The following is a 14561-nucleotide window of genomic DNA, read 5'->3' as shown; positions in this document are numbered from 1 at the left end:
CTCGCATATTAAAGTCTCTTGGGTATACTTGAGAGTACAGTTGTCACTAAACATCAAGCAAGGAAAAACAAATGAAGAAACTGCTCTTATTTATTGCGGTTCCGATCATAGCTGTTCTAGGCGTGATACTAGCACTTGTCCTTTTTATCAATCCGAATCAATTCAAACCGCTGATTGTTGAACAAGCACACAAACAAACGGGATTAGAATTAGTGATTGATGGTGATATCAGTTGGACATTCTTTCCATCTTTGGGCCTTGAGCTTGGTAAAACAGAATTGAACAATCCACCTGGCTTTAATCAAGCTAACTTGTTTAGTGTTGATAGAGTGAGTGTCGATGTTTCGGTTATGCCGCTGCTAAGCAAGCAACTGCAAATCGGCAATGTGACGCTTGATGGAGCAAACTTTTATCTCGAAACATTAAAAGACGGTCGTAAGAACCTAGACTCATTGACCAAAGCACAGAGTAAGCAAGCTGAACTGGCTAAAACTGATGCGAAATTAGAGCCACAAGCAGAAACAAATCCTGAGCCTAAAAATAGCGGTGATGGTTGGACTATCGAGCTGGCTGGTGTCACGATCTCAAATGGCTCTGTTGAGTTGGTTGATCAACAGACCGGAAGTAATATTGAACTGGATAACATTTCTCTAAACCTCTCTCAGTTTGCTTTTGAAAAATGGGCGAGTCTTGATTTTGGCTTCAACGGGAAAATGAATGATCAATCGTTCTCTGCTCAAGGTTCAACAGAATTTAACCTTACTCAGCGGCTTACCCACTACGAGTTGAAAAATACCGAAGTTGAGGCAACATATGCTGAACCCAAAAATCGGTTCGAATCTTTATCTCTGCGTTTAGAGACCTTTGACTTTGATAAGGCAAATCGGCTTACTTACGCTATCAAAGGTCAAGCCAATGATATGACCATAGATATGCAAGGCACGGGCGATTTAACGATAGATAAAGCAGTAAGCACCATCCTATTGAAACAGTTAACGCTTAAATCACGCTTCGATGGTAAAGCATTGCCTCAGTCACCAATGAATGTGGCGATGGACTCTGATTTATCCTTTGATTTAAACAAAAATCACCTTAGCTTTGTTTTGGATAAACTCACCGCCAATGCCATTTCGTTGGATGGAAAAGCGGACGTCACTCTGGGTGATATTCCCCAAATCCGTTTCACTCTACACAGCCCAAATATCAATCTGGATGAATTTCTTGGCCATGAGAAACCACAGTCTAAAGCAAATAATTCATCGGAAGAAAAGTCTAAGTCAGTAGCTAATAATCAAACTTCTCCAGAGGTAGAGCCCGATTTATCGGCTTTAAAAGCCCTGGATGTGAAAGGCAGTATTGCTATCGACCAATTTAAAGCTGCAAATGCCTCCATGTCAGCAGTGAAAACAAGCTTTTCTATTCAGCGTGGTATTGCTGAGTTGACGTCCTTTAGCTCAAAGCTTTATCAGGGTTCGATTAATGCGACAGCTAAGCTTGATGCGACACGGTCACCAGCACGTTATCAAGCGAAATCTTCAATTAAAAATATCCATGTTCAACCACTACTTAAAGATGTGGCTGACAATGATAAGTTGGAGGGTACAGGCAGCATTGATCTCAATGTGAATGGCCGTAGTTTGACATCCACTGGTATTAAAAAGAATTTGGTTGGTACTGTAGCGATTAACTTTGCTGACGGCGCGGTAAACGGCATTAATATTGCGCAACTCATCCGAGAAAATTATGCTCGGTTTAAGGGTGAAGTATTAGATACAAGTAATGTAGTGAAAAAAACCGACTTTAGTGCAATGACGGCGACGTTATCACTCAACAAAGGCACGGTTTCGACAAATAACTTAAAGGCCCAGTCACCACTATTACGTGTACAAGGTAAGGGTAAAGCCAATTATCTGAATGAAACCGTGGATTTTACTATCAGTACCTCTATCGTTGGTTCTCTTGAAGGGCAGGGTGGTCAAAGTATCGATGAACTGAAAGATCTTACGATTCCGATCAATGTATCTGGAAAGTGGAGTGACCCGAAATTTAAGTTAGTCTTTGATGATATTCTTAAACAAAAAGCACAAAAAGAAATTGATCGTGGTTTGGATAAACTGACCGACAAGATCAAAGATGAAAAAGTGAAAGATGCCGTAGATGGTATTTTAAATAACTTTTTTAAATGATCCACAGGTCTAGGTTCTGCAGAGCTTTTGTGTCAAGGGTTGGATTTTCCAACCCTTTTTATTGAGCTGAGTTTACCAATCGATACCTTTTAGGGCTTTTACACCGGATTCGAAGGCGTGCTTAACGTTCTTCACTTCGGAAACGGTATCAGCCATCTCAATCAAGGTGCGGTGTGCACCGCGACCAGTAATTACGACAGATTGCATTTTCGGGCGGTTGTTCAGCGCTTCGACCACTTCGTCTAAGTCGATATAGCCATAACTCACCATGTACGTCAGCTCATCAAACAGAATCACATCAATCGATTCGTCCTTAAGCATTCGCTTACACTCTTGCCAAACGGACTGTGCGGCTTCAGTATCGGTTGTTTTATTTTGCGTTTCCCAGGTAAAACCTGTTGCCATGACTTGGAACTCTACGCCAAGCTTTTCAAGTAAATTTCGCTCACCGTTATCCCATGTTCCTTTGATAAATTGAGCAACTGCACATGTTTGGCCATGACCTAGTGCACGAGTCACCATACCAAACCCAGATGTCGACTTACCTTTGCCATTACCCGTAATGACCAATAATAAGCCTTTCTCTTCTTGTGCAGCGGCGATTTGGGCATCAACTTGTTGCTTCACTTTCTGCTGGCGGGCCTTATGGCGTGCTTCTTTGCTATTTTCAATAGACATTATGTTTCCTTTAATGGTGTCTGTATCTCGGCAAGGTGCGCGGAATGATCTGTTAGAGCGTATGATAGATCAACCTATATAGAAGAAAAATCGTGATTAATAGACAAGAAAAAGGGATAAGCAATGCCTATCCCTTATGATTATCTTTAAGCTTAACTTACCGTATTTAATTTGGACTTATTGACTCAGCCCGCAAGTAAATCGGTTGCAACCTTGTAGCTAGGGTCTTCTTTCACATTAATTTCAACTAGGCTTCCGGCTTTATCTAACAGTTTTCGGCAATCAGGGCTTAAATGACGTAGGTGCAAAGTCTTGCCTAAGGCTGAATAGCGCTCCGCCAATGTTTCGATGGCTTCGATGGCAGAGTGGTCCGTTACACGAGAGTCGGCAAAGTCGACAATGATGTCTTTAGGATCGTCTTGAGCAGTAAAGAGCTCTAAAAAATTTGCCGCAGAACCAAAGAAGATAGGGCCATGGACTTTATATTCTTTCGACCCCTCTTCGTTGATATGGGTGTCAGCATAAATGTGTTTTGCATGTTGCCAAGCGAACATTAAAGCAGAAGCAATAACCCCGACAGCGACGGCAATAGCAAGATCGGTTAGAACAGTGACAACAGTCACCAAGATGATGACGAAGAAATCTTGCTTAGGTACGCGACGCGCAAGTTTGAACGTTGCCCATTCGAATGTACCAATGACGACCATAAACATTACGCCAACAAGAGCTGCAAGTGGGATCATTTCAATCAAAGAGGATGCAAACAAAATAAACATCAGCAGAGCAACAGCGGCAACAATACCAGATAAACGGCCACGGCCACCTGAATTAACATTAATCATTGATTGGCCAATCATGGCACAGCCACCCATTGCACCAAAGACAGAACAAGTCATGTTCGCCATGCCTTGCCCAATGCATTCACGATTCGACTGACCACGAGTGTTGGTCATTTCATCAAGAACGGTCAGAGTCAGAAGGGATTCAATGAGGCCAATAGCCGCTAATATGATAGCGTAAGGGAAAATGATTTGTAATGTTTCAAGGGTGAACGGTACGCTTGGAATCGAGAAAGAAGGCAGAGAACCCGCTAAAGTGGCTGCTTCATTGCCTGACATAGCGCGAAGAAAATCAACAACAGTACGCGTTTCTAAATCCAAACCGATAACCAGAGCTGACACAGTAACGATAGCAACTAAAGAGGAGGGGACCGCTGTGGTTAATTTAGGTAAGAAATAAATAATGGCCATGGTCAAAGCAACCAGACCAAGCATCAGCATCATTTGATCTTGAGGAAGCCAAGCTAAAGTACCATTGATATCTGGGGCTTTAAATTGACCCAATTGAGCTAGGAAAATGACAATGGCTAAGCCATTAACAAACCCGATCATCACAGGGTGAGGGACAATTCGAATAAACTTCCCGAGCTTAAATAGACCTGCAGCGACTTGCAAAATGCCAGCAAGCATAATGGCGGCAAATAAATATTGTACGCCGTGAGAGGCAACCAGAGAGACCATAACCACAGCCATTGCTCCAGTAGCACCAGAGATCATGCCTGGGCGACCACCAAAGATAGAAGTGATCAATCCGACGATAAAGGCAGCATAAAGGCCAACCATAGGATCGACACCAGCAACAAAAGCAAAGGCAACCGCTTCCGGTACAAGAGCTAAAGCTACGGTTAAACCAGAAAGTACATCGTTTTTCACGGAGTGTGTAGAAAATTGGGGGAATTCGAACATATGAGGTATTGAGTTCTCTTGATATTGGGTCTCTCTTATCTTGTTACCGAACTGGTGATATGACAGAGAAACAGTTAGCACTTAATGTCAATTAGGACGAATGCCATTCAGACAGCACAAAAAGTGTCTTCAGAGGCGAAAAAGTGTCGGAAAATATGATTGGCGAATGCTACCGAAAAGTGTGATTAAGTTCAATGATGATAGAAGGAATGACCGACTATCTGCGATCCATCATTCAAATTCATCAAACTGAGGCTGAGCTGTATTCACTATTTGTATCTTGAGGTCATTTGGCAACATAAGGTGAACTTAAATTACATAGGATGAACTTAAATTGAGGCGAATAAAAAGGCTACCAGTGCGGTAGCCTTTTTGCTGTTAGATACAACATTATGATGGATTGATTACATAATGTTTGGTTTTGTCATGCCAGATGAAGCACGGTTAGTTGCGACTTGGCTACCTGCCCCTTTTGGCGTGTAACGCTCAGACCTAAACGGTGCAGCATTGACAGTAATCTCACGCAGTTCTTGCGGCCCAGGTGCTTTAGTCATGGGTGCTTGAGCACTCAATTTGGCGTTGACGTTAGCACCATTGACTTTACTAGTCGTTTGAGATGCCACAGTGTCAAGCGCAACTGGGTTAACAGACTCAGGCTGTTGAGGTACAACATGACTTTCAGGCACAGCCTCAACCGCTACCTTGGTTTCAACGCACTGTTGCTCAGCAATATCGTCTTGCGTATTTTCTGTAACTTCAGTTAGGTTGTGCTGTTCAGAAATGGTATTCACACTTTGGTCTTCTTGTGTAACAACCGTGTTTGCAAGTGTTGTGGTCAGAGCATCATTTGTTACAGCATTCTGTATTTCATGATTTTCAGCTGTAGGTGCTGACTGAGGCACGATTTCTTGCTTACTAACAGGTTGTTGTTCAGTCGATACGACATCACGATGAACAATCACTTTACCCATCGCCATTTCTGGACAAGCAACCCCACCTTGTTGAGAAACAGGTGCAGAATAAGCGACTGCTGCAACATTACTGTTCTCTTGAGATGACTCTTCCTTCACAACCACATCTTGCTTGTGATTGTGTTTTGGAATGTAGCGAGGCATCACTTTACCCATTGCCATCTCAGGAGAGGCAACGCCACCTTTACGAAGGCGGAATGGGTTTGGACGGCGGTCGCGACCACGGCGACGACGTTGACCACTTGCTCGTAGGTGACGAGGAGAGCGGCGATTACGGCGTTGTTTAGGCTCGTTTCTATCTTCCTGTACTTCTTGAATAGTGTTGTCAACTGGCACTTCATGAAGGGCTTTCACTGGTTCGACCGCTTTCACTTCAGCATCTTGAACCTTGTTATTGACTTCTTCACTCACGCTTTCAGTCTGCTGTTGGTTTTTAACACGAACAGATTTATTCATTTTACGACGCTGACGACGCTCTTTGATTTTTTCTGCTTTCGCGTTTGGTTTGGCTTTACTCTCATCTGTTTTTGCTTCAGAACGAGCTTCAGCCGCCAACATTAACCCTTTTTCAGCAACTTTTTCGTTAACCTTTGTCTCTTGTGCTTTGTCTGCTTGTTGAGGTCTTGGTTTACGTTTCTGATTACGGTTTTGTGATTTATTCGTCTGCTGTTGAGTTTCATTTTGCTCGGCAGCTTGCTCTTCACGTGGTTTGCGACGACGTTTGTTATCACGATCATTGCGGTTATCACGACTATCGCGGTTATCACGGTTGCTATTACGACGACGATCGTTACGCTTGTGGCGTTTATTATCGCGATTTGGCTTATCTGCTTCTTGAACTGTTTCTTTAGCTTCGGATTCAGAGTTTCCAAATAGGAAGCTACTCAGAGCTTTAAAGAAACGGCTAAATAGACCTGTTTTTTGCTCTTGTTGAGTTGCCTCTTGTTTTACTTGAGGGGCCGGTTTTTGAGTGGGTTTAGGAGCACTTTGGGTTGGCGCTGCAAAACCTTTTAGAACTGGCTCTTCAATGCGACGAGGCTTAATTGCGTTTTCTGCTGGTTCTTTACCTTCTGCTTCTTTTAATGCATCCAGCTTTTGTGGCAGCAGGTAAGAAAGCAGGTCGAATTCTTCACCCTCACGCACTCGAATCACTTCAAAATGCGGCGTTTCCATATCAGAGTTTGGAACGATAGTAATTTTTATGCCCTGAGTCTTCTCGATAAGATTAACAGAGCGACGTTTCTCGTTTAAAAGGTAAGAAGCAATGGGTACTGGTACAACGGCGAGCACTTGTGACGTATTGTCTTTTAACGCTTCATCTTCAAGCATGCGAAGTACGGAAAGAGCAAGTGATTCATTATCGCGAACCACACCGGTACCTGTACAACGAGGACAAATATGATGACTTGCTTCAGCCAAGGAAGGGCTCAGACGTTGGCGAGACATTTCCAATAAGCCAAAGCGGGAAATTCGGCCAATCTGCACACGAGCTCTGTCTAAACGCACTGCTTCACGTAAACGATTTTCAACTTCACGCTGGTGGCGAACTGGGCTCATATCAATAAAGTCGATAACGACCAAACCACCGAGATCACGAAGGCGAAGCTGACGAGCAATTTCGTCTGCTGCTTCTAAGTTCGTGTTCAGTGCTGTTTCTTCAATGTCGCCGCCTTTCGTTGCGCGGGCAGAGTTGATATCGATAGAAGTTAGTGCTTCTGTCGGGTCAATAACAATTGAGCCACCAGAAGGAAGGCGCACTTCACGTTGAAAGGCCGATTCAATTTGGCTTTCAATTTGGTAGTGACTAAATAGCGGTACTTCAGCAGTATAATGATTTACTCGGTTCGCAAAGTCTGGGCGAACCAGCTCAATATGCTGTTGAGCACGTTCAAATACGGTTGGATTATCGATCCAGATTTCACCAATATCACGACGCAAATAATCGCGAATGGCACGGACAATGACATTGCTCTCTTGGTGAATCAAAAATGGTGCAGGGCTTGAATCTGCGGCATCTTTTATCGCAGCCCAATGGGTTAATAAGACCTTGAGATCGAACTCAAGCTCGTCAGCACTTTTGCCTACGCCAGCTGTACGGACAATAAGTCCCATACTATCAGGAAGCTTTAGAGTACTTAACGCGGCTTTAAGTTGTGTACGCTCATCCCCTTCGATACGACGTGAAATACCGCCTGCACGAGGGTTATTTGGCATGAGAACTAAGTAGCTACCAGCAAGGGAAATAAACGTTGTAAGTGCAGCTCCTTTACTACCACGCTCTTCTTTTTCCACTTGAACAATGACTTCTTGACCTTCGGTCAGGACTTCCTTGATGCTTGGTCGACCTTGATAAGTGTAACCCGTTGGAAAGTATTCACGTGCAATTTCTTTGAGGGGAAGGAAACCATGGCGTTCAGCACCGTAATCAACAAATGCTGCTTCTAAACTTGGTTCGATGCGTGTGATACGCCCTTTGTAGATATTCGCTTTTTTTGATTCATGTCCTGGACTTTCGATATCGAGATCGAACAGTCGCTGGCCATCAACCAGAGCGACACGCAGCTCTTCTTTCTGAGTTGCGTTAATTAACATTCTTTTCATTAAATTTTCTCGTTGTCTTTTCTTTGCCTCTCTTGTCACTGATTTATCGCTGTTTCACGGTGCCAGGTCCCATGGCTAATCATTTGCAGCCTCCCGGCTGGAAGGGGACGCTCTGGGGCACTTCAGTTATCACAAGTTTGTTTTGTACTTCATTGGAAGCTCAAGCCTGTGACCCGTTATTTCGACGGTAATACTCAACATGAATATGCGAGGAGTAGAGTGACAAGCGTGATGTATCCAGAGTGTCTTACGCTAATTCCGCACCTGGCTTTCATCTTTCTACTCGATTTGCTAAAGGTAAGTAATAAGCACTGAATAAAATGTAACCTACTTTACCTTAGCAGCAGTGAACTATAGCAGTGCTGCTTGATATCAGCAATCTGCTTTAGCTCAAACTGTGGAAAATTTAGTGCTAAATTCAAGTTTTGTAACTTATAACTGCTTGTTTACAAGGTGTTTGGTCAAGGATTGTTGGAAAAGTCCTTATCTAATCAAAAAATTCATCGGTTACTTTTTATAATTTAAACAAAACATTGGCTTGTTTTGTGATAGCGATAGGAGATATTTCTATGCACATTCACTAGGCGCGAGGTTTTAAAGGGGACCAATGTTCTGTTTTTATAGAATTGGCATTTTTCTATAATCCGTTCTATTTGTTTGCGTTTCTATTCATATCCGTATCTTTATCGACCTTTGTTGTTTTTAGCTGCGTGAGCATTTTTTATCTGAATTAATACTTTTTATCTACGTTAACAGTGTGAAGTCGAATACGTTTGGGTTTACAATGGAGCGCATGAGCGAAATAAAAACACAAGTCCAATTCGTCGACATCGATGAAGATATGGCCGGTCAACGTATTGATAACTTCTTACGTAACCAATTAAAAGATATCCCTAAGAGCATGATTTACCGAATCGTGCGTAAGGGCGAAGTACGCGTTAATAAAAAGCGTATCAAAGCGGAATATAAACTCAAAGCTGGTGACTTGGTTCGTATTCCTCCTGTCACAATTGAGAAAAAAGAGGATGATGTTGCCCCCAGCACTAAGTTGAACAAGGTGGCAGAGCTTGAAAGCAAGATCATCTTCGAAGACGATCATCTTCTTATTCTTAATAAACCTTCTGGCACAGCGGTACATGGCGGGAGCGGTCTAAAGTTTGGCGCGATCGAAGCATTACGTGCTTTAAGACCTGAGGCGCGCTTTCTAGAACTCGTTCATCGTATTGATCGTGATACATCAGGGATACTGCTCGTCGCCAAGAAACGCTCGGCATTGCGTCATCTCCAAGCTCAGTTTCGTGAAAAAACGGTGAAAAAATTCTATTTTGCATTGGTAATGGGGCAATGGAAGAGCAGTTGTAAAGTGGTTAATGCGCCTTTGCTTAAAAATGAAGTCAATAGTATCGTGCGGGTCAACCCGAATGGAAAGCCTTCCGAGACTCGGTTTAAGATTTTAGAAAAATTTGAGCAAGCAACTTTGGTGCAAGCAAGTCCTATCACTGGGCGTACTCATCAAATTCGTGTGCATACTCAGTATACAGGCCATCCTATTGCGTGGGATGATCGCTATGGTGACCGTCGTTTCGATGCTTACACAGGCAAAGTTGGCTTGAACCGCTTGTTCTTACATGCAGCAAATATCAAGTTCCAGCACCCATCTAACGACGAATGGATGGAAATCAATGCCCCGCTGGAGTCCAAGTTACAAAATGTACTTGCTCATTTAAGGCAAAAATAGCACTCATTGATAAGGGGGCCTTGAGCCCCCTAAATATCAAAGAACCTCAAAACCTTGGCGATTAAGCATGTCAATCAGATCGATAAGTGGTAAACCGACCAAAGTATTTGGGTCCTTGCCAACGAGCTTAGTGAACAAACAGATCCCCATTCCTTCGCTTTTAAAACTGCCAGCACAGTAGAATGGTTCTTCTTTATCGACATAAGCCTCGATTTGCTGACGGTTTAAATCTCGGAAATGCACTTCAAAGGTGTCGATGCCGACTTCGGTATGGCCTGTTTTGGTGTTGTGAACGGCAAGACCAGTATAAAAAGTAATCGCTTGTCCACTTTGTGCCATGAGTTGTTTTATAGCATTTTCGCGGTTCAATGGCTTGCCGACGATCTTGCCGTTAATCACACAAACTTGATCACTGCCAATGACAAGGCTGTATTTATCAGGATGGCAAGCCTTGGCTTTATTTACCGCAAGTCGTTTGACCAAATCAATGGGCTGCTCTTCAGTTAGAGGTGTTTCATCACATTGAGGAGAGAGGCAAATAAATGGAATGGAGAGTTTTTCCAGCAGTTGGCGACGAAATGGGGAAGTTGAGGCTAAAACAAGTTGGTAATTTTTCATTTTGAATTACAATTCGATTATGCATGACCAATAGGATAATCGATCAAAAACGATTTTGGCTAATGCTTTGATACCTCAAGTAAGCTTAAGATATGATGTTCAGTGAGTTAAGCAAAGAGCATTGATCTTTCGTGCTGATTTTTTCTCGAACGAAATTTAATCAGTAAAGTTCAACAGACCCAAGGTATTCGTGCAAAAAAGTATAACTTTTTTGCCTTTTTCTTTGACTAATTTTGATTTGGAAGATAAGATTCGCGCCCTATGCAAAAGGTAAAAATACCGCGAACAGTTGACCCAGCAAAAGCTGCACAAAAACGATTAGACTTTGATGGCATCATCCAAGCTAGTCTTTTCAAGCGCTTAGCCGAAACAACTGAAGGCGTTAAACGCGACGCAGATGTCTCATTGTCATTTGAGATAGATGAACAGCGACTCGTAGTTATCTCTGGTAAAGCTAACATCGAAGTCGACTTAGAATGTCAGCGTTGTAATGAGGTCTTCACACATTGCTGTGAAGTTGAATTTCTCTACACTCCTTACTATGGTGAGAAGACGGAAGAGGAAGCACCGGAAATCTATGATTTGGTAGATCTTAATGATTACGGTGAACTGGATCTCATTCAACTTGTTGAAGACGAGTTCATCTTAACATTGCCTCAAATAGCGATGCACGATGAAGCGGATTGTAGCGTTGATTCAAATAACATGGTTTTTGGTGAAATTCCTGAAGAAATTGAGGAAGAAAAGCCGAATCCATTCGATGTTTTGAAAAATCTGAAAAACGATTGATGTGGTAGTCAAGTCGATTCAGTTTTTTTAACCCAATAGTATAGGAGTAGGGTCAATGGCCGTACAAAAAAACCGTAAAACTCGTTCTAAGCGCGGTATGCGTCGTTCACACGATGCGCTAACTACAGCTGCACTTTCTGTAGACGCGACTTCTGGTGAAACTCACCTACGCCACAACGTAACTGCTGAAGGTTACTACCGTGGTAACAAGGTTATCAACAAGTAAGGTTGAACCTTTGCAAACGATTACCGTTGCACTTGATGCAATGGGCGGGGACTTCGGTCCACGCGTAACAGTGCCTGCCGCCGTGCAGGCACTGTCTCATTTCCCAGAGCTAAAAGTGATCCTAGTAGGTGATCAGGTTTCGATCACGTCTCAACTCACACAACTTAATGCCTTAAACCATTCTCGGCTTGTGATTCAGCACAGCGAGAAAGTCATCTCAAACTCAGAAAAACCCTCATTAGCGTTACGCAATAGCCAAAATAGCTCAATGCGCGCAGCAATCGAACTCGTTGCAGAAAATGAAGCCGATGCCTGTGTCAGCGGGGGAAATACCGGCGCCTTGATGGCCTTATCCCGTTATATCATCAAATTATTACCCGGAATTGAGCGACCTGCTTTAGTATCAGCACTCCCTACCATTCAAGGGCAACGAACTTGGATGTTGGACTTGGGGGCGAATGTCTCTTGCGATGCAGACAGCTTATTTCAGTTTGCGGTTATGGGCAGCGCGCTCGCACAAGAGCATCTAGAACAACCTGCGCGTGTTGCTATACTTAATATCGGCTCAGAAGAGATTAAGGGAAATGATCTAGTAAAACGCTGTGCTGAGATGCTTTCTCAAACTGACTCAATCAATTTTGTCGGTTATATTGAAGGCGATCAAATTTTTTATGATGTCGCTGATGTGATCGTTTGTGACGGTTTCGTCGGTAACGTATGCTTAAAAGCTTGTGAAGGGACAGCCCAACTCTTTATCGATAAAATGAAAGCCAATCTCATGACATCATCGATTAAGGGTTGGATTGCTAGAAAGTTGTTTTCTGGGCTATTTAATGACCTAAAAACACTGAACCCCGACCAGTATAATGGTGCAAGTTTGCTAGGATTGCGTAATATTGTCATCAAAAGCCATGGAAGTGCGGATATATCTGCGGTTGTCAATGCACTTGGCGAAGCAGTACACGAAGTCAAACGACAAGTACCAAGCCGTATTAGCGATCGCCTAGAAGCGGTTTTACTCGAGAGGCATTATTAGTCTTCATGCATAGCAAAATTTTAGGTACTGGCAGCTACCTGCCATCTCAGGTGCGTACTAACGCAGATTTAGAGAAAATGGTAGAAACCAGTGATGAGTGGATCGTCACTCGCACTGGAATAAAAGAACGTCGCATCGCAGCTGATAACGAGACCGTCGCAGATATGGCGTTCTTTGCAGCTGAAAACGCCATAGACATGGCCGGCATTGATAAACATGATATCGACTTAATCATAGTTGCAACCACCAGCGGCAGCCACGCTTTTCCTTCATCTGCATGTCAGGTACAAGCAAAGCTCGGTCTTAAAGGGTGCCCAGCATTTGACATCGCTGCAGCTTGTTCTGGCTTTGTCTATGCTTTGTCGGTTGCTGACCAACATGTCAAATCAGGCATGTGTAAAAATGTCTTGGTGATTGGTGCAGATACGTTATCTAAAACCTGTGACCCAACAGACCGTTCAACCATCATTTTATTTGGAGATGGAGCAGGTGCGGTTGTGGTGAGTGCGAGCGAAGAGCCGGGCATTTTGTCAACTCATATCTACGCAGATGGTCAATTTGGTGAATTACTCAGCCTTGAAGCACCTACACGTGGACAAGATGCTGATAAGTGGTTACACATGGCAGGTAACGAAGTCTTCAAAGTTGCAGTAACGCAGTTGTCCAAACTTGTTAAAGATACACTTGCTGCTAATGGCATGCATAAATCGGAACTTGACTGGTTGGTACCACACCAAGCCAACTACCGTATTATCTCAGCGACAGCGAAGAAACTCTCTATGTCATTAGATCAAGTTGTTATTACACTTGATAAGCATGGCAATACTTCTGCTGCAACGGTACCAACTGCCTTGGATGAAGCTGTCCGTGATGGCCGGATTAAACGTGGTCAGACTCTTCTTTTAGAAGCTTTTGGTGGTGGTTTCACTTGGGGTTCTGCGCTCGTTAAATTCTAACGTTATTTTAAGCATTTCTTTTTAAGGTGCGCCACGATGGGCGCATCTTATTCTTTTACTTTTCTAAAGGGAAAAATCATGAGCAAGTTTGCTATCGTATTTCCGGGACAGGGTTCTCAAGCTGTAGGTATGCTTGCAGAACTAGGCGAACAATATGACGTAGTAAAACAAACCTTTGCAGAAGCATCAGATGCTTTAGGTTATGACTTATGGGCGCTTGTTCAGAGTGGGCCTGCGGAAGATTTAAATCAGACTTTCCGTACACAACCTGCTCTACTTGCATCTTCTGTTGCTATTTGGCGTGTTTGGCAAGAACTTGGCCTAGAACAACCTGCTAACCTTGCAGGTCATAGTTTGGGTGAGTATTCTGCACTGGTATGTGCGGGTGTTATTGATTTTAAAGAAGCAATTAAACTGGTCGAACTGCGTGGTCAGCTTATGCAAGAAGCGGTTCCTGCAGGGACTGGCGCTATGTATGCGATCATCGGCCTTGATGATGCAGCCATTGCAAAAGCCTGTGAAGAAGCCGCTCAAGGTGATGTTGTGTCTCCAGTTAACTTTAACTCTCCTGGCCAAGTTGTGATTGCGGGCAATAAAGATGCTGTCGAGCGTGCTGGTGCCCTATGTAAAGAAGCAGGTGCTAAACGTGCACTGCCTCTACCAGTATCAGTACCATCACACTGTGCCTTAATGAAGCCAGCAGCAGAAAAGTTAGCGGTTGCACTAGAGTCTATTGAATTCAACGCTCCTCAGCTTCCAATCATCAACAACGTTGATGTGGCGGCAGAAACGGATCCCGCAAAAATCAAAGACGCCCTTGTTCGTCAGTTACACAGCCCAGTTCGTTGGACTGAGAGCGTGCAGTTAATGCATGAACAAGGTGTGGAAACTCTGCTTGAATTTGGACCTGGTAAAGTCCTTACTGGTCTAACAAAACGTATCGTGAAAACACTAAGTGCAGCAGCAGTTAATGATGTTGCTTCACTAGAAGCGGCGAAATAACCCATTCACGATCTG

11 protein-coding genes are annotated in these 14561 nt (G+C 43.4%); 7 read left to right on the top strand and 4 right to left on the bottom strand.

The window, feature by feature from the left end; all coding sequences use genetic code 11:
* The first annotated feature begins 71 nt into the window (after nucleotides 1–71).
* Complete coding sequence (locus BS333_RS08935; protein ID WP_021707876.1) at nucleotides 72–2186, top strand: AsmA family protein; 2115 nt, start codon at nucleotides 72–74, stop codon at nucleotides 2184–2186.
* Nucleotides 2187–2258: 72 nt separating this feature from the next.
* Here the strand turns inward: BS333_RS08935 and cobO are convergent, their stop codons facing one another.
* The 3 genes from cobO to rne all read right to left on the bottom strand — a co-directional run bounded on the left by cobO (nucleotide 2259) and on the right by rne (nucleotide 8181).
* A complete protein-coding gene (gene cobO, locus BS333_RS08930; RefSeq protein WP_021707875.1) occupies nucleotides 2259–2864 on the bottom strand; it encodes a cob(I)yrinic acid a,c-diamide adenosyltransferase in 606 nt (201 codons plus the stop codon).
* 185 nt (nucleotides 2865–3049) lie between these two features.
* Nucleotides 3050–4609, bottom strand: coding sequence for a SulP family inorganic anion transporter (locus BS333_RS08925; RefSeq protein WP_021707874.1), 1560 nt, complete (start codon nucleotides 4607–4609; stop codon nucleotides 3050–3052).
* Nucleotides 4610–5013: 404 nt separating this feature from the next.
* Complete coding sequence (gene rne, locus BS333_RS08920) at nucleotides 5014–8181, bottom strand: ribonuclease E (protein WP_021707873.1); 3168 nt, start codon at nucleotides 8179–8181, stop codon at nucleotides 5014–5016.
* Nucleotides 8182–8974: 793 nt separating this feature from the next.
* On the opposite strand from rne, the gene rluC reads away from it, so the two are divergent.
* Nucleotides 8975–9919 (top strand): 23S rRNA pseudouridine(955/2504/2580) synthase RluC, encoded by a 945-nt coding sequence (rluC, locus tag BS333_RS08910; protein ID WP_021707872.1) that lies wholly within the window; start codon nucleotides 8975–8977, stop codon nucleotides 9917–9919.
* Nucleotides 9920–9955: 36 nt separating this feature from the next.
* Here the strand turns inward: rluC and BS333_RS08905 are convergent, their stop codons facing one another.
* Nucleotides 9956–10537: a Maf family protein gene (locus BS333_RS08905; protein ID WP_021707871.1), complete on the bottom strand. Its 582-nt coding sequence runs from the start codon at nucleotides 10535–10537 to the stop codon at nucleotides 9956–9958.
* A gap of 261 nt (nucleotides 10538–10798) precedes the next feature.
* On the opposite strand from BS333_RS08905, the gene yceD reads away from it, so the two are divergent.
* The 5 genes from yceD (at nucleotide 10799) to fabD (ending at nucleotide 14546) form a co-directional block, all read left to right on the top strand.
* The gene (gene yceD / locus BS333_RS08900) at nucleotides 10799–11326 is read left to right on the top strand and encodes a 23S rRNA accumulation protein YceD (protein WP_021707870.1); all 528 of its coding nucleotides are present in this window, start codon (nucleotides 10799–10801) and stop codon (nucleotides 11324–11326) included.
* Between the two features lie 55 nt (nucleotides 11327–11381).
* Nucleotides 11382–11552, top strand: a complete 171-nt coding sequence (gene rpmF, locus BS333_RS08895) for a 50S ribosomal protein L32 (RefSeq protein WP_021707869.1) — start codon at nucleotides 11382–11384, stop codon at nucleotides 11550–11552.
* A 10-nt stretch (nucleotides 11553–11562) separates the two neighbouring features.
* Nucleotides 11563–12588: a phosphate acyltransferase PlsX gene (gene plsX, locus BS333_RS08890; protein ID WP_021707868.1), complete on the top strand. Its 1026-nt coding sequence runs from the start codon at nucleotides 11563–11565 to the stop codon at nucleotides 12586–12588.
* A gap of 5 nt (nucleotides 12589–12593) precedes the next feature.
* Nucleotides 12594–13544, top strand: coding sequence for a beta-ketoacyl-ACP synthase III (locus BS333_RS08885; protein ID WP_021707867.1), 951 nt, complete (start codon nucleotides 12594–12596; stop codon nucleotides 13542–13544).
* 78 nt (nucleotides 13545–13622) lie between these two features.
* Entirely contained in the window at nucleotides 13623–14546 is a 924-nt protein-coding gene (gene fabD, locus BS333_RS08880) for an ACP S-malonyltransferase (RefSeq protein ID WP_021707866.1), read from the top strand.
* The last annotated feature ends 15 nt before the right edge of the window (nucleotides 14547–14561 follow it).

The organism is Vibrio azureus (assembly GCF_002849855.1).
Classification (GTDB): domain Bacteria; phylum Pseudomonadota; class Gammaproteobacteria; order Enterobacterales; family Vibrionaceae; genus Vibrio; species Vibrio azureus.
This window is presented reverse-complemented; position numbering and strand designations above follow the sequence as displayed.